Below are 15,527 nucleotides of genomic sequence, written 5' to 3' on the forward strand. Positions count from 1 at the left end.
TATACGCGTTTGCGTGTTCGCATTTGCAATAAATTTGTCTTAGAAGTTCAAAGGGAAGGACGAAAAGGAAACGGATCCGATGACGAGCATTCTGGTATTGAACGGCCCCAACCTTAACCTGCTTGGCACCCGGCAGCCGGAGGTCTATGGCTCGGTCACCCTGGCGATGGCCGAGCAGGCCTGCGCCGATCATGGTCAGAAACTCGGGGTCACGGTCAGCTGCTTCCAGTCGAACCATGAAGGGGCGTTGATTGATGCTATTCATGCGGCCAAGGGGCAGCATCAGGGGATCATCCTGAACGCCGGCGCCTATACGCACACGTCTGTTGCCCTGATGGATGCGTTGATTTCCGTAGAGATCCCGGCCGTTGAAGTGCATCTCTCCAATATTCATGCACGCGAGCCGTTCCGGCACACCTCTTATATCGCCAAGGCGGCGCTGGGGCAGATTTGCGGTTTTGGCGTACAGGGATATCTGTTGGCGCTGGATGCGTTGAAGGCACATTTGGAAATGGCTGCAACAGCATGAAGGTAAAGGATTACCTGAATTTCATTTGCGGCGCTCAAAGCCTGGAAGATCTGTGGCACGGGCATGTCCGGCAAATGTCCAGGTTCGGGTTCGACCGGCTGATCTACGGATACACCCGTTACAAGACGGAAACGTCGCTGGGGGATCCGGATGATTTTGTTATCCTGTCCAACCACAACAGTGAGTATTTGAACGGTTTCCTGCATAAGGGGCTGTACTTCCATGCGCCGATGCTTCGCTGGGCCTTGGACAATGAAGGCGCCGGCAGCTGGCGCATTGTGCAGGACATGATTGCCGGCGGGACGCTTGGGCCCGAAGCCCAAAGAGTGCATGAGTTCAATCAGAAGCTCGACATGAATGCCGGTTATACCGTCAGTTTCTACTCTGCTTCTCCCCGCTACAAGGGCGCCATATCGCTGGCTGCAAAGCGGGGCATGTCTCAGGATGCGGTAGATGCGCTGTGGCAGAAGTCGGGCGATGACATCGTGCTTATGAATAATGTCGCCCATCTGAAAATCCTCACCCTGCCCTACATGGCACCTAACCGCAGCCTTACCAAACGGCAGCGGGAGGTTCTGCAATGGGTTGGCGATGGCAAAACCACTCAGGACATTGCACTTCTGATGGAACTTACACCCGCGACGATTGAAAAACACCTGCGCCTTGCCAGGGAATCGCTTTCTGTCGAGACAACCGCCCAGGCTGTTTTGAAGGCGGCGTTGCACAATCAGATGTATGTCATGGATGCCTAGGCAGCCGCTTGACTGCAGATGACCGGGCCGTGCTGCCGCCGCGGTGGCGTCAATTTCAGATTTCGCCCCGCCGTCTTTGATCGCTTGCAAGCGGCGGAAATTCAACCGGTTTTTCAATCCCGCCCGGCCTGAACTAAGCCGTAAGAGGTATGGAATTCTATACTACCGTTATAGGTTGATTTTCTGCATGTTGCCCCTGTTCCGTGAGTGGTGGCTTTAGCCTAGGAACTAATGGGTAACGACCCTTGTGATTTCAAGGCTCTCCTACCTGGTCAGGGACAGACGCGTATTGTTCTGCGTCTGTTCCGGATACAGAGGGGCCTCGCCCATCCCCATCAGTGGGGTCCCTCACATCCCTTTTGCGGTCTCCGTTCCTTCATAAATGCAAAGATCCGGTCAACCGCTGGGCAACGCATTCAGTTTGTGCGGGCCGATGCGCACAAAAAAACCGGCAGGGAAATCCCTGCCGGTTCTTGAATTAAAGCGTAAAACTGAACAGCCCGAATTGGCCCGGATCAGCCCTGTGCGGCTTTGGCGACTTCGGCTGCAAAGTCTTCTTTTTCGACTTCGATGCCTTCACCGACTTCAACGCGGGCAAAACCGGTGATAGTTGCGCCTGCTTCTTTGGCTGCGGCTTCCACGGTCAGGTCCGGGTTCACAACGAACTGCTGGTTCAGCAGGGTCGATTCCGCGACGAATTTCTTCATCCGGCCAACGATCATCTTTTCAATCACCTGCTCCGGCTTGCCGGATTCGCGGGCGATGTCCATCTGAACTTGCTTTTCCTTCTCAACCACAGCGGCGTCCATGTCTGCTTCGGACAGCGCGGCGGGGTTGGCAGCTGCAATGTGCATTGCAATCTGCTTGCCGATCGCGGCGTCGCCGCCGTTCATGGCAACCAGAACACCGATTTTGCCCATGCCTGCGGTGGCGGCGTTGTGCACATAGGACACAACGGTTTCGCCTTCCAGCGCGGCCATGCGGCGGACCGACATGTTTTCGCCAATGGTGGCGATCTTGTCGGTGATGGTGTCAGCAACGGTCTTGCCGCCCATGTCAGCCGCTTTCAGCGCTTCGACGTCCGAAACACCCAGGGCAGCCTTGGCGATACCGCCGACCATTGCCTGGAATTCAGCGTTCTTGCCAACAAAGTCGGTTTCCGAGTTCACTTCGACGGCAACACCTTTGTTGCCTTCGACGATCACGGCAACCAGGCCTTCTGCGGCGGTACGGCCGGATTTCTTGGCAGCCTTGGCCAGGCCTTTGGTGCGCAGCCAGTCAACCGCGGCTTCCATGTCGCCGTTGTTTTCGACCAGGGCTTTCTTCGCGTCCATCATGCCTGCGCCGGTGGATTCGCGCAGTTCTTTCACCATAGCAGCAGTGATTGCCATCTTAGGCTCTCCTCAATTCAAAAACAGATTTGGGGCAGGTGATACCCTGCCCCGCATGTCAGTTCCGTGACGGGACGGATCAGGCGTCAGCAGCAGCGGCTTCTTCAGCCACGGCTTCTTCGGCCGGCGCTTCTTCGAGCGCGCCCAGATCAACGCCTGCGGCACCCAGCTGAGCGGACATGCCGTCAAGTGCTGCGCGGGCAACCAGGTCGCAGTACAGCGAGATGGCGCGCGATGCGTCGTCGTTGCCCGGAATGATGAAGTCCACGCCATCGGGGGAGCAGTTGGTGTCGACAATAGCCACAACCGGAATGCCCAGTTTCTTGGCTTCGGCGATGGCCAGCGCTTCTTTTTTCACGTCGATGACGAACAGCAGGTCCGGCACGCCGCCCATATCACGGATACCGCCCAGAGACGCTTCGAGCTTCTCCTGGTCGCGTTCCATGCCCAGACGCTCTTTCTTGGTCAGGCCTTCGGCGCCGCCCGCCATTTTCTCGTCGATTTCCTTCAGGCGGTTGATCGACTGGGAAACGGTTTTCCAGTTGGTCAGAGTGCCGCCGAGCCAGCGGTGGTTCATGAAGTACTGAGCCGACTTTTCAGCCGCTTCGGCAATCGGGCCGGCTGCCTGGCGCTTAGTGCCGACGAACAGGACGCGGCCGCCTTTGGCAACGGTGTCACGGACAACCTGCAGCGCCTGGTCCAGCATCGGAACAGTCTGGGTCAGGTCCATGATGTGGATGCCGTTGCGCGAACCGTAGATGAACGGTGCCATGCGCGGGTTCCAGCGCTGAGTCTGGTGGCCGAAGTGTACGCCAGCTTCAAGCAGCTGACGCATGGTGAACTCAGGAAGAGCCATGCTATTATATCCTTTCCGGTTTCAATCCTCGGCGGGGGTTCAGAGCAAATGCTCCAACCGGGGGTCCGTCAGGGATGTCTCCCCTGATCAGGCCAAACCCCGCCTGCGGGTTCGTAGGCGCGCTCATAGAGCAGAAATTGTCAGCTGACAATAGCGGATCCGGAAGAAACCGGTTCCCGCCTGATTTTTCAACCCTTCAAAGCGCTCAGGTGGCCGTCTTTTACCAGTTGCCCTGCGGCCGCAGCCAGCGCTTTGCGGTCCACAAAATCCGCAACCTTCAAAGGCTGGTGGTAAATCAGCTCCACCTGGCCCTGCCGCGGCGCTGCCAGGATCTTAAGAAGATGCGGTCCGAAATCCATATCTCCCCACCAGCCATAAAACCGCGCCGGGGCGCCACTGGGCGCGCGGTAGCGCACCGAAACAGGCTGGATATGCAGATCTTTGCGCAGTTTCTCAGAAAAGAACGCAGCAAAGAGCGTTGTTTTAAAGGGCAAAACCCGCAAACCATCGGTAGAGGTGCCTTCGGGAAAAAACAGCAGCTTATGGCCGGCCAGCAGGCGCTGTTCAAACATGTCGGCCTGTTCCCTGGCTTTCTTGGGATTGCGTTCGATAAAGACGGTGCCGGTGGCCCGCGCAAGCCAGCCGATCCCCGGCCAATTGGCAACCTCCGCCTTGGAGACAAAGTAGATCCGCTTGCGCGCATTGAGGGCAAAAATGTCCAGCCAGGAGGCATGATTGGCCACCACGGCCCCATTTTGACGCATCAGCGTTCCGCGGGTTTTGAAGCGGATCCCCAGAATGCGAAAGGCATTGCGGCAGACAAACTGCGTGATGAACGGCGTGGCCGGCCGCTGCAAGCCGAATACCGGCCGTTCAATCAGCCGCAGGGCCAGCAAAACCAGCAGCCCGCCAAAAACCAGCACCGCCAGCGGCAACCCGCGCAGCAGCACCAGAAACCAGCCCAAGGCGCTGATCCGCACCGGATCCGGCGCCTCTTCACTTTGCCAGCTGACGCTCATTTCCGGCCCTTGCCTCCGGCATAAATCCTGCGCTGGCGGTCGTTCATTTGCGCGGTGTCCAGGATCAAGCACACATCGGTGGTGTTGAAGGCCTGATCGACAAAGGCGCCGTCGCCGACATATCCGCCCAGCCGCAGATATGCTTTGATCAGCGCAGGGGTTTCCACCATCGCATGTTTGCGGTTCAGATCACTTGCGGGTACCAAGTTCATGGATTGAAACGCTTTTGACCGCACACGCAGCTCGGGCGGCGCCAGATGATTGTGGTGCAGCATAGCCAGCGGATTGGCCAGCGCAGCGGTATCAGTGCCGTGAAAACTTGCGACCCCGAAAAGAACCTCGATACCATGGGTCTCCACATAGTCTGCCAGCCCGGACCAAAGGTGGAACATCGCCATGCCGCCGCGGTAATCCGCATGCAGGCAAGAGCGTCCCAGCTCCAGCAGCTTGCGGCCGGACGACCGCAGCACGGTCAGGTCATATTCATCCTCGGAATAAAACTGCCCGGCTTTCGCGGCCTGGTCATCGCGCAGCAGCCGGTAGACACCGACGACCATGCCCCTAGTGTCATCTATCACCAGCATGTGGTCAAAGAACGGGTCGAACCTGTCCCGCTCCAGCCCCGCATCATGGTCCACCATCGCGCCGCCACCACCAAGCTCGCGCACAAATACGTCGTACCGCAGGGCCTGCGCGGCGCGCAGCTCTGCGTCTGTTTCTGCAATCTTGACGGAAAATTCCGGCGGGCTGTCTTGCATTCGATCACCTTTGCGTCGATCAGGCTTGAGCGCATCCCTGTATTAAGGCAAAGAACGCGCAGCATTTAAGGCGAATTAGATGGGGTTCGTTAACTCTTCATAAACCGTTATGGATCAAAGACGGGAATAAGGGAGACGCGCGCTCCGTCAATCACAAGCTTGCCTTGGTCGGGGAAATTAACGGTGATCTTGCCGCCCGCGTTCGACTGCACCTGCCCGATGCCCCATTCAGGGTGATCCGGGTGCCGGACGAACATGCCGGGGGCTAAAATTGCGTTGAGGTCATTCATTGGCGGGTGGCCCAGTTCGGAGGAAGTATAAGTTATGGGTGTAGATAACGCCAATCTGGCTGCATTGGTAGGGTCCCGGATCTGCCATGATCTGATCAGCCCTGTCGGTGCCATAAACAACGGTCTGGAACTGCTTGGAATGGCTGGCAGCATGTCCGGCCCCGAGCTGGAGCTGATCTCAGACAGCGTTGCAAATGCCAATGCCCGTATCCGTTTTTTCCGTATCGCCTTTGGCGCTGCCGGCGACCAGCAGATGGGCCGGGCCGAGTTGATTTCGGTGTTGGAGGACATCAGCAAGGGCGGTCGGATCAATTACCAATGGTCGCCGCTGGAGGGCTGCACCCGCAGCGAGGCGCGCCTGTCCCTGTTGGCGGCACTGTGCCTGGAATCCGCCCTGCCCTATGGCGGCACAGTTAAGATTTTCTGCGCCGGCGGCAAATGGACGGTAATGGGCGAAGGCCGCAAGCTGAACGTGGATGACGAGCTGTGGGCGCGGGTCAGCGGCGGCAATTCAAATGCCGAGATCACGCCGGCGCTGGTGCAATTTGCGTTGCTCCCCGAGGCCGCCAAGGAAGCAGACCGCACCGTCCGGCTGGAGCAGAGCCTGGAAAAGATCACGCTGCAGTTCTGATCTGCAGCAACTATCGCAAAGAAACGCCGGGCGGTTGGCCCGGCGTTTTGCATTTGTTACCGATTAGGCCCTGGTGGCTCCGTCGCCGCGCACCAGGTATTTGAAGCTGGTCAGCTGAGTGGCGCCGACCGGACCCCGCGCGTGCATCTTGCCGGTAGCAATCCCGATTTCCGCGCCCATGCCAAACTCTCCGCCGTCGGCAAACTGGGTCGAGGCATTGTGCATCAGGATCGCGCTGTCGAGTTCAGCAAAGAACTTCTGAACCGCAGCCTCATCCTCGGTGATGATGCAGTCGGTGTGCTGGGAATGATGGGTGCGGATGTGCTGGATTGCTTCGTCAATGCCGGCGACCTGTTTGGCTGCAATGATGGAATCCAGATATTCCTTGCCCCAGTCCTCGGAGCTGGCAGCAATCATACCACTCGGACCGGGAAGACCGGCCTCAGCGCGGATTTCCACGCCGGCGGATGCCAGCGCTTCCAACACTGCTTTACCCAGCGTTTCTGCGATGTCCTGATGGACCAGCAGGCATTCCGCGGCGCCGCAGATGCCGGTGCGCCGGGTCTTGGCGTTCAGCACCACATCCAGTGCTTTTTGCGGGTCGGCGGATTTGTCGAGGTAAATATGCACGATGCCTTCAAGATGGGCAAAGACCGGCACCCGGGCCTCGCGCTGGACCAGACCCACCAGGCCCTTGCCGCCGCGGGGTACAATGACGTCGACATAGTCTGTCATCGTCAGCAGTTCCTGCACCGCCGCCCGGTCGCGGGTCGGCACCAGCTGCACGGCGTCTTCGGGCAGGCCGGCGGATTTAAGGCCTTCAGCCAGGCAGGCGTGGATCGCCTGAGAGGAATGAAAGCTTTCCGAACCGCCGCGCAGAATGACCGCATTGCCCGATTTCAGGCACAGCGCGCCGGCATCCGCCGTCACATTCGGGCGGCTTTCATAGATTACCCCGATCACCCCCAGCGGCGTGCGGACGCGCTGGATCTTGAGGCCGGTGGGCTGTTCCCACTCTTCCATCACTTCACCAACCGGATCGCGCTGTTCTGCCACCGCGCGCAGACCGTCCACGATGCCCTGGATGCGGGGCTCGTCCAGCATCAGCCGGTCCATCATCGCGTCGGACAGGCCTTTGTTCCGGCCGAACTCCAGATCCTTGACGTTCTCGGCGATGATCTCAGCCCGGCGGGTCCAAACCGCCGTGGCTGCGCCGATCAAGGCGGCATGTTTGCGCTCGGCACTGGCCGTGGCCAGGATTTGCGCCGCTTGCTTTGCACGTTTGCCAAGCTCCGCCATCACGGCGGGAATGTTTTCATTGTCTTTCATGTGTCTCGCGCCCTTGCCGGTCCTTTTATGGCACATCGGGTGCCTGCCGGCTGGAATAGATTATCAGATGGTCTGCTCAAAGCGCCATATCATCGCGGTGGATCAATGCGGCGCGGCCAGGATAGCCCAGCGTGGCCTCGATCTCTTGCGATTGGCGCCCCTGGATGGCGCGGGCCTCGTCCGCTGTATAGCGTGACAGCCCCTGCCCCAGTTTGCGCCCGTCTGGGCTAAGGATGGCCAGCGGATCGCCGCGGCCAAAGTCACCCTCCACATTACGCACACCTGCGGGCAGCAGGCTGTTACCCGACATCAGCGCGCGTGCAGCACCGTCGTCGATGGTCAGAACTCCGCGCGTTTTCATCGCGCTGATCCAGCGTTTTCGTGCGGTTTGCGGGTCGCCCTGTCCGGTGAACCAAGTACACGATGCGCCATCTTCAAGTGTTTTCAAAGGGTTCAGTGGCGAACCTTCAGTGATTACCATGGCGCAGCCGGCTGCAGTGGCCATCTTAGCCGCCAGCAGTTTGGTGATCATCCCGCCTTTGGACAGGCCAGAGACGCCGTCGCCGGCCATCGCCTCAATCTCCGGTGTGATCTCGTCAATCCGGTCATAGCGTTCCGCCTTGGGATCCAGTGCCGGGTTTGCGCTGTAGAAACCGTCAACATCGGACAGCAGGATCAAGGCGTCGGCGCCAACAGTCACCGCCACCTGTGCCGCCAGCCGGTCATTGTCACCATAGCGGATTTCATCCGTTGCGATGGTGTCGTTCTCGTTGACGATCGGCACCGCGCCCATCCCCAAAAGCGTTTCCAAAGTGGCGCGTGAATTCAGGTAGCGGCGGCGGTTTTCGCTGTCTTCCAGCGTTACCAGCACCTGCGCCGTAGTGATCCGGTGCGGCGCCAGCGCCTCCTCATAAGCGCGGGCCAAACGGATCTGGCCAACCGCCGCCGCGGCCTGCGATTGTTCCAGCGGCAGGTCCGCGCGCGGCAGGCCCAGAACGCCCCGGCCCAGAGCGATGGAGCCGGAAGAGACCAGCACCACATCGGTGCCGCCGGCCTTCAGCCAAGCAACGTCATTGGCCAATGAATGCAGCCAGCCGGCGCGCAGCTCGCCCGTGCTGCGGTCAACCAGCAGCGCCGAGCCGATCTTGACGACAATCCGTTTTGCCGACTTCAGGGCCGCCAAGGCGCTTCCTCCTCGACGGGTTTCATGCGGACGCGGTCATCGTCGATTTCTGCCCGTACCGCGCGCAGCACCTCGTTCAGACCTTCGCGGCTGACGCCGGACATCATCATGACCGGGCCGCCCACAGCCTGTTCCAATGCGGCGCGTTTTTCGTCGCGCTCCTCCGGGTCGATCGCATCCACCTTATTCAGCGCAGTGATCCGGGTTTTGGTGGCCAGAACGCCGCCATAGGCTTCCAGCTCACCAATGATAGTCTTGTAATCCTCAACCACGGTGTCGGAGGTGCCGTCCACCAGATGCAGCAGCACCGCGCAACGTTCCACATGGCCCAGGAAGCGGTCGCCGATCCCTTTGCCTTCGTGCGCGCCTTCGATCAGGCCGGGGATATCGGCCACGACAAATTCGGTATTGTCGATGCCGACCACGCCCAGGTTCGGATGCAATGTGGTAAAGGGGTAATCCGCAATCTTGGGGCGCGCGTTGGAGGTTGCCGACAGGAAGGTCGATTTGCCCGCGTTGGGCAGGCCAAGCAGACCTGCGTCGGCAATCAGCTTGAGGCGCAGCCAGATGGTACGCTCTACGCATTCCTGGCCCGGGTTGGCCCGGCGCGGCGCCTGGTTGGTGGCCGATTTGAAGTGCAGGTTGCCAAAGCCGCCATTGCCGCCCTTGGCCAGCAGCACACGCTGGCCGACTTCGGTGAGATCCGCCAGAACGGTTTCCTGGTCTTCGTCCAGGATCTCGGTCCCCACGGGGACGCGCAGAATAATGTCGTCGCCATCCTTGCCCGTGCGCTGCCGGCCCATGCCGGACTGGCCGTTTTTGGCAAAGAAATGCTGCTGATAACGGAAATCGATCAGGGTGTTCAGCCCGTCGGTCACCTCGGCCCAGACCGAACCGCCCTTGCCGCCATCGCCCCCGTCCGGCCCGCCGTATTCGATATACTTTTCGCGCCGGAAGCTGACACAGCCGTTCCCGCCGGCGCCCGAGCGGATATAGACCTTTGTCAGATCGAGGAATTTCATGACAGCTCCTTAATGCGGCGGGATCCTGTGCCCGCCTGCGCAGTACAAGTGTCCCGCCAAAGCCCCAAGGCCTTGGCGGGAATGTTTCGTTTGCCTTACCGCAAAGCGCGCGCCGCGCCAATCACAGTTTTCGGCTGTAGGTCCAGGTCGGGACAGAGGCATCGCGGGCCACCGAATAGCTTTCGGCGTCGCCAAGGTAATCAAAGCCGCAATGGATCAGCACCCGGGCCGAGGCCGGGTTGTCCTGAAACACCGAAGCAAACATCGCCGCGTTGCTTTGCGGATTTGCATCCACCAATGCCTTTACCGCGGCAGAGGCAAGCCCGGTATTCCAAAACGGCGGCGCCGTCCAATAGGACACTTCCGACTGGTTGCGGTCCATCCGCTTGAGGCCGATCACGCCTTTCAGCTCTGCGTCGCCTTCGGCGGTGCCATCTATCACCCAGACATCCTCGTCCCGCTCTTCGGCCATGGCGCGGGCGACAAAGGCCTCGGCGGCGCCGGGCGGCAGCGGATGCGGGACCGAGCGGGTCATGCGGGCAACGCGCGCATCGCTGACGTAATGTTCAATCAGCCCGGCATCGGATTTTCGCAGCGGCCGCAAAATAAACCGTTCTGTTTCGATGGCCTGCTGACACACGATATGTTCCAAGTTCATGGACGTGCTCCTCCTCTGCCTGTGTACTTCTGGCGGCAATTGTCATTGTTGTTGCGGCGATGCTTTTCAGATGTGTTCGCCCTGCCCCTGGAGCAAGCCCCAAGGTCTTCAATTCGCGCAAAACTACTTGTTGGCCCGGCGTGAACACCGAACTGCAGCGGCACAAAATCGAGGGGGCTGGAAACAGCAAGAAAACTCATCATGAACTCGCAGACGCAAAAAAGAAAAGAGGGACCGGTCTTATAACCGATCCCCCTAAAGATTTCTTTACCCTTCGGGTCGGTTTACTCAGCGGCCTCCGCCACTGGGAGAACCGATACAAAGGTGCGGTTTTTCAGGCCTTTGCGGAAGGTGACAGCACCTTCGGCGGTGGCAAACAAAGTGTGATCCTTGCCAATGCCTACGTTTTCGCCCGGCCAGAACTTGGTGCCGCGCTGACGCACGATGATGTTGCCTGCGATGGCCGCCTGGCCACCGAAAAGTTTCACGCCAAGACGGCGGCCCGCGGAGTCGCGGCCGTTACGTGAGGAACCGCCAGCTTTTTTATGTGCCATTCTCTCTCTCCTTAGCCTTTAGCCAGATCTTTGGCTTGCTCAACCCACTCGGGCTTCACTTTGACCGCTTCGATACCAGCAATGTCGTCTTCGGACAAGGCTGCGATCTGGGCAAAGGTGGTCAGGCCTGCTTCGTTCAGCTTTTTGACGGCAGCAGGGCCAACGCCGGTCAGCTGGGCCAAATCGTCCGACCCAGCAGCAGGTGCAGCTTTGGCAGCGGCTTTCGGGGCAGCTTTGGTTGCGCCCGATGCCAGGATCTCGGTGATCCGGACCAGGGTCAGCTTCTGACGGTGGCCTTTGGTGCGCTTGGAGGAGTGCTTCCGGCGGCGCTTCACGAAGTTGATCAGCTTTTCGCCTTTGATCTGGTCGATCACTTCTGCCTTTACGGCAGCGCCATCTACCAGCGGAGCGCCAACAACAGGTGCGTCGCCGCCAAGCATCAGAATTTCGTCGAACTGGATGGTGTCGCCAGCGTCTGCAGCAAGTTTTTCAATGCGGAGGATATCGCCCGCTTGAACCTTGTACTGCTTGCCGCCGGTCTTGAGGACCGCAAACATGTGCGTCTTTCCTTTTATACCCGCGTCCTACGGCCCCCTTGCGGGTGTTTTCGGCAAATGCCGCCTCGAACAGCGCGCCCGTGTCATGGGCGTATTACAAATGAATCCCGGCGCACGGAGTCCGGGCCGGGATGCGGGCTTATGGTTCGGAACGCATCAGGTGTCAACCGTTTTCCACAACCTGCGCCAACAGCCTGTGCAGGATCAGATATCCTGCCCGGGTTTCAGTTCTGCCATCCGGTGCGCCAGTTCTTCAAAGCGGTTGGCTGTGATCTCATATTGCACAGCGTTGAGCAACTCATAAACCCGTTGCATGGGCGCCTCTTCCAGGGCGATGACATAGGCCTCGACCTCTGCATCGCTGAATTCCTGATAGGTATAGGCCGAGGCGGCCAGGCTGGAGGCCTGCAGGCTGAGGCGCAGCTCGCCCTCCTGCGCCTTCATCAGGGCCCGCAAGCCGTCGGCGTCCAGCTCCAGCTTGATCACCCCGGCCGCGGCGGCGGCCATAAGGAAGCGGAACTGGATCTGCTGCAGCGCCTTTACGCCTGCCTCTGCGGCATCAATTGCGGTTCCCATCCGCTGGTACATTGCGACACGTGTGCTGCCGTCCTTGACCATATCCGCGATAATGCGGTTGCCTGCCAATTGCTTTACCGTGTCATCTTCGACCTTATGCGAGGCGTTTTCCGCCCGCACCAGGCGCTGCCCCAGATCGCTGGCATAAAAGGCCGCCGCGTGATCCAGGGCTTCATCGTCCAGCGTGCTTTCGAGGATCTCCAGCGCCAGGCTGCGCATTTCAGCGGTATCAAAAACGTCCCCGGACAATTCGGTCCATTGGCTGCCAAAGGCGCCTGCATCCAGCCCCAGCATGTCCGGTGCGCTGGAGGCGGACAAGGCAATGCTGTCGAGCGCGACGTCAAAGCCGGTCACTTCCAGAAACGCCTCAACCCTCTCACGGTCTGCGGCCAGGCCGGTCTGCGGCACTCCCGCGGCAGCCAAACACAGCAAAGTCAGGATACGTAAAAGCACAGCGGGGGTTTTGAGCGGCATCTGCATAAAGCAAATTTAGGCAAAAACCTTTGGCTGGCAACGGCAAACCGGCTTTTTTTGCCACGGCCGCATTTCCCGCTTGCACGCGCCCGGAATCAACCTTAAACGCTGCCCCACCAGACCCCCGCGGAGAGGTGCCGGAGTGGTCGAACGGGGCGGTCTCGAAAACCGTTGAGCCTTCACGGGTTCCCAGGGTTCGAATCCCTGTCTCTCCGCCATTTTCCCCTTGATACCGATAGATAATTATCCGACCCGCCCGGATGGGATGGCCTCGGTGGTATTGGTCTATCTCGGCATAGTTTAACGACTTTTCGCCCTGTCAGCTGTGCTGGCTATGCCAGGATGCCCTCGCCCATGCAGCCGGAGGCGTCCATTCTGATGTCCCGAAAAGACGAAGCCCCGCCAGACTGGGCGGGGCTCGTGGCCGTGGGTGGCTTTCGCTTCGTCCAACAGTTGAACGCTGCCGGGATCGCGCCAACCAAATGAAGTGCGCGACATAAGCTGTTGGTAAACGAAAAAGGCCGGACACTTCTGCCCGGCCTCTGGTTCAGTCTGACTGCACGGATCAGGCGCGGCGGCGGCGGCCGCCGGCGCGGCCGCCACGGCCACGGCCTTCTTCGCCTTCTTTGGCAGGCTCTTTGTTAAACTTGATCCAGTCGCCGCCATGCGGGTCGTTGTTGGTCAGGAAGTTGGCGGCGCGAATGGCCTCCATTTCCTTGCCGGCGCGCGGCATGGTGGAGCCAAGGCCGAACATCTGCACAAAGGCTTCGTCCTCCATGCCCTCGGGCAGGACGATGCCGGCGGCTTCAACTTCCGCCCTTTTCTCGGCGATCTTCTTCTGCGTGATGGGCAGCGCCACCGGGTTCATAATCGCAGAAGTCATGCCGGCGCCCATTGCCATCGGCAGAAAGGCGTTGTTGATGCCGTGGCGGTTGGGCAGGCCGAACGAGATGTTGGACGCACCGCAAGTGGTGTTCACACCCAGCTCTTCTCGCAGACGGCGAACCAACGCAAACACCTGCAGACCGGCAGTGGCCATTGCGCCAACCGGCATCACCAGCGGGTCAACAACGATGTCGTGGGCAGGAATGCCGAAATCGGCAGCGCGTTCCACGATCTTTTTGGCGACGGCGAAACGCACATCGGGGTCTTCCGAGATGCCGGTGTCGTCGTTGGAGATTGCCACAACCGGCACATTGTATTTTTTGACCAGCGGCAGGATTTGCTCCAGGCGCTCTTCTTCGCCGGTGACCGAGTTCAGCAGCGGACGGCCTTCGCAGATTTCCAGGCCGGCTTCCAGCGCGCCCGGCACCGAAGAGTCGATACACAACGGCACGTCGACCAGCCCCTGCACCAGCTCGACGATCTTCTTCATCAGCGGCGGCTCGGTCTCGTTCGGGTTCGGGTTTGAGTTATAGACCACGCCCGCGTTGATATCGAGCACGGTGGCACCGGCCAGAACCTGCGCCACGGCGTCCTTTTCAACGGTGGAGAAATCGCCGGCTTCCAGCTCGGCCGCCAGTTTCTTGCGGCCGGTCGGGTTGATGCGCTCGCCGATCACACAGAACGGCTCGTCAAAGCCCAGGACCGCGGTTTTTGTTTTTGATTCTACGACTGTACGGGTCATTTTTGATCCTTAGGGTCTTAGGAGTTAACCGGCTTGGCGGAATCGCCGCCGTTGTTGATCGCCCAGGTGGCATTGGTCTTGATGCCGCCCAGCGGGAAGAAGTGGACCTTCTCGATTGCGAAATCGGGGTTGGCTGCCTTATGTGCTGCCAGACCGGCCAGAACCTCGCCCGGCTCATGCGGCAGCAGCAGCTTTGAGACGTCCTTGGCGCGTTTCTGCAGCACTTTGAGCGACGGGCCGACACCGCAGGCGATTGCAAATTTGATCATGGTCTGCAGCTTGGCCGGGCCGGCGATGCCGATATGAACCGGCAGGTTCATGCCGCGTTCGCTCAGCTCGTTCACCCAGTCGATCACCGGCTGCGCCTCAAAGCAGAACTGGGTTGCCAGCGCCATCTCAGCGTCGGTGCGTTTGGAGAATTCCTGTTTCCAGTCCAGCGCCGCATAGGTGTTGGCACGGCCGCCTTTGGGGTCGATGTCCAGATTCGGCTCGGGATGGCCCGCTACGTGCAGATTGGTAAAGCCTGCGTCGTCGAACAGGCCGGTTTCCAGCAGCTGCATCGAGCTGTCGAAATCGCCATGCGGCTTGGCAACGCCGCCGGCCAGGATCAGGCCCTGCTTGACGCCGGCTTCGCCCTGGTAGCGGTTGATCCAGTCGCCCAGGGTGGCCTTGTCCTTGATGATACGCGCCGGGAAGTGCGGCATCACATCATAGCCTTCACCGGCGATGCGCTTGGCGGTGTCGACCATGTCCTCGATCGGGGTGCCTTCGATATGCGCGACATAGACACGGGTGCCGGCGGGCAGCAGATCGCGGAAATCATCGACCTTGGCGGCGGTGCGCGGCATCACTTCGATGGAATAGCCTTTCAGGAAGGCTTCCATTTCGGGGGTGGCAGTCTGGCCAGCACCAGAATCGCGTTTCTTAAAGTTCAGCAAAGCCATCACGGCCTCCCATAGTGGTGTCAGGCTCACGCCCATCCGTCATTTGCAATCAGGGTCTTCAAGCGGTCCTGATCGTATTCTGTTTCCAAGCGGACTGCCTCGGCTTCGGCAACATCGGCCGCTTCGCCTTCGGCGGCATAAGGCGCGGCCTTGCGCCACTCGGCAAGATAGGCATCCGCGTCCTTGGCGTTCACCTTCATGGCCGCGCGGTCGATGGCCTGCTCGAACCGTTCTTCGAGCTGGCGTTTGGCGCCGCGGCGGCCTTTGCCAACGATGACCTGCGCAGGGATATCGCGCCAGTATACGATCGTAACGTCGGGCATGCCTAATTTCCTCCTAGCCTGGATAGACCACGTTCTAGAGCGGCGGCCGCCCGC

At 59.9% G+C, this 15,527-nt stretch carries 18 protein-coding genes and 1 tRNA gene; 4 read left to right on the forward strand and 15 right to left on the reverse strand.

The window, feature by feature from the left end; translation table 11 throughout:
- The first annotated feature begins 79 nt into the window (after positions 1-79).
- On the forward strand, positions 80-529 hold the full coding sequence (aroQ, locus tag K3724_RS09420) for a type II 3-dehydroquinate dehydratase (RefSeq protein ID WP_259992115.1): 450 nt from the start codon (positions 80-82) through the stop codon (positions 527-529).
- A complete protein-coding gene (locus K3724_RS09425; protein ID WP_259992117.1) occupies positions 526-1,281 on the forward strand; it encodes a LuxR family transcriptional regulator in 756 nt (251 codons plus the stop codon). Before aroQ ends, K3724_RS09425 begins: the two co-directional genes overlap by 4 nt.
- Positions 1,282-1,796: 515 nt before the next feature.
- On the opposite strand, the gene tsf is transcribed toward K3724_RS09425, so the two are convergent.
- From tsf to K3724_RS09450, 5 genes are all read right to left on the reverse strand, one after another.
- Complete coding sequence (gene tsf / locus K3724_RS09430) at positions 1,797-2,672, reverse strand: translation elongation factor Ts (RefSeq protein WP_259992119.1); 876 nt, start codon at positions 2,670-2,672, stop codon at positions 1,797-1,799.
- A gap of 79 nt (positions 2,673-2,751) precedes the next feature.
- The gene (gene rpsB, locus K3724_RS09435; RefSeq protein WP_259992121.1) at positions 2,752-3,528 is read right to left on the reverse strand and encodes a 30S ribosomal protein S2; all 777 of its coding nucleotides are present in this window, start codon (positions 3,526-3,528) and stop codon (positions 2,752-2,754) included.
- Between the two features lie 188 nt (positions 3,529-3,716).
- Entirely contained in the window at positions 3,717-4,547 is an 831-nt protein-coding gene (locus tag K3724_RS09440; protein WP_259992123.1) for a 1-acyl-sn-glycerol-3-phosphate acyltransferase, read from the reverse strand.
- Positions 4,544-5,305: a GNAT family N-acetyltransferase gene (locus K3724_RS09445; protein WP_259992125.1), complete on the reverse strand. Its 762-nt coding sequence runs from the start codon at positions 5,303-5,305 to the stop codon at positions 4,544-4,546. The genes K3724_RS09440 and K3724_RS09445 overlap by 4 nt, the downstream gene beginning before the upstream one ends.
- Positions 5,306-5,412: 107 nt before the next feature.
- Positions 5,413-5,595 (reverse strand): DUF3553 domain-containing protein, encoded by a 183-nt coding sequence (locus K3724_RS09450; RefSeq protein WP_259992127.1) that lies wholly within the window; start codon positions 5,593-5,595, stop codon positions 5,413-5,415.
- Positions 5,596-5,629: 34 nt separating this feature from the next.
- On the opposite strand from K3724_RS09450, the gene K3724_RS09455 reads away from it, so the two are divergent.
- On the forward strand, positions 5,630-6,226 hold the full coding sequence (locus K3724_RS09455; protein WP_259992129.1) for a histidine phosphotransferase family protein: 597 nt from the start codon (positions 5,630-5,632) through the stop codon (positions 6,224-6,226).
- 63 nt (positions 6,227-6,289) lie between these two features.
- Here the strand turns inward: K3724_RS09455 and K3724_RS09460 are convergent, their stop codons facing one another.
- The 7 genes from K3724_RS09460 to K3724_RS09490 form a co-directional block, all read right to left on the reverse strand.
- Positions 6,290-7,555 carry a glutamate-5-semialdehyde dehydrogenase gene (locus K3724_RS09460; RefSeq protein WP_259992131.1) on the reverse strand — a complete coding sequence of 422 codons (1,266 nt, stop codon included), beginning with the start codon at positions 7,553-7,555 and terminating at the stop codon, positions 6,290-6,292.
- Positions 7,556-7,631: 76 nt separating this feature from the next.
- Positions 7,632-8,738 carry a glutamate 5-kinase gene (gene proB, locus K3724_RS09465; protein ID WP_259992133.1) on the reverse strand — a complete coding sequence of 369 codons (1,107 nt, stop codon included), beginning with the start codon at positions 8,736-8,738 and terminating at the stop codon, positions 7,632-7,634.
- Positions 8,726-9,760 (reverse strand): GTPase ObgE, encoded by a 1,035-nt coding sequence (gene obgE / locus K3724_RS09470; protein WP_259992135.1) that lies wholly within the window; start codon positions 9,758-9,760, stop codon positions 8,726-8,728. The genes proB and obgE overlap by 13 nt, the downstream gene beginning before the upstream one ends.
- A gap of 121 nt (positions 9,761-9,881) precedes the next feature.
- Positions 9,882-10,418, reverse strand: a complete 537-nt coding sequence (locus K3724_RS09475) for a GNAT family N-acetyltransferase (protein WP_259992137.1) — start codon at positions 10,416-10,418, stop codon at positions 9,882-9,884.
- Positions 10,419-10,702: 284 nt separating this feature from the next.
- Positions 10,703-10,972, reverse strand: coding sequence for a 50S ribosomal protein L27 (rpmA, locus tag K3724_RS09480; protein WP_027258993.1), 270 nt, complete (start codon positions 10,970-10,972; stop codon positions 10,703-10,705).
- 11 nt (positions 10,973-10,983) lie between these two features.
- Positions 10,984-11,529 carry a 50S ribosomal protein L21 gene (rplU, locus tag K3724_RS09485; protein WP_259992140.1) on the reverse strand — a complete coding sequence of 182 codons (546 nt, stop codon included), beginning with the start codon at positions 11,527-11,529 and terminating at the stop codon, positions 10,984-10,986.
- Positions 11,530-11,733: 204 nt separating this feature from the next.
- Positions 11,734-12,585 (reverse strand): DUF2059 domain-containing protein, encoded by an 852-nt coding sequence (locus tag K3724_RS09490; RefSeq protein WP_259992142.1) that lies wholly within the window; start codon positions 12,583-12,585, stop codon positions 11,734-11,736.
- A 122-nt stretch (positions 12,586-12,707) separates the two neighbouring features.
- On the opposite strand from K3724_RS09490, the gene K3724_RS09495 reads away from it, so the two are divergent.
- Positions 12,708-12,797, forward strand: a tRNA-Ser gene (locus K3724_RS09495).
- Between the two features lie 347 nt (positions 12,798-13,144).
- On the opposite strand, the gene K3724_RS09500 is transcribed toward K3724_RS09495, so the two are convergent.
- Genes K3724_RS09500 through K3724_RS09510 form a run of 3 tightly spaced genes read right to left on the reverse strand, consistent with a single transcriptional unit; the run spans position 13,145 to position 15,473 of the window.
- Complete coding sequence (locus tag K3724_RS09500; RefSeq protein WP_259992144.1) at positions 13,145-14,206, reverse strand: methyltetrahydrofolate cobalamin methyltransferase; 1,062 nt, start codon at positions 14,204-14,206, stop codon at positions 13,145-13,147.
- A gap of 17 nt (positions 14,207-14,223) precedes the next feature.
- The gene (locus tag K3724_RS09505) at positions 14,224-15,150 is read right to left on the reverse strand and encodes a methylenetetrahydrofolate reductase (protein ID WP_259992609.1); all 927 of its coding nucleotides are present in this window, start codon (positions 15,148-15,150) and stop codon (positions 14,224-14,226) included.
- A gap of 26 nt (positions 15,151-15,176) precedes the next feature.
- Positions 15,177-15,473 (reverse strand): virulence factor, encoded by a 297-nt coding sequence (locus K3724_RS09510; RefSeq protein ID WP_259992146.1) that lies wholly within the window; start codon positions 15,471-15,473, stop codon positions 15,177-15,179.
- Positions 15,474-15,527: the final 54 nt, after the last annotated feature.

Origin of the sequence: Leisingera sp. M658 (assembly GCF_025144145.1) — a bacterium.
GTDB lineage: Bacteria > Pseudomonadota > Alphaproteobacteria > Rhodobacterales > Rhodobacteraceae > Leisingera.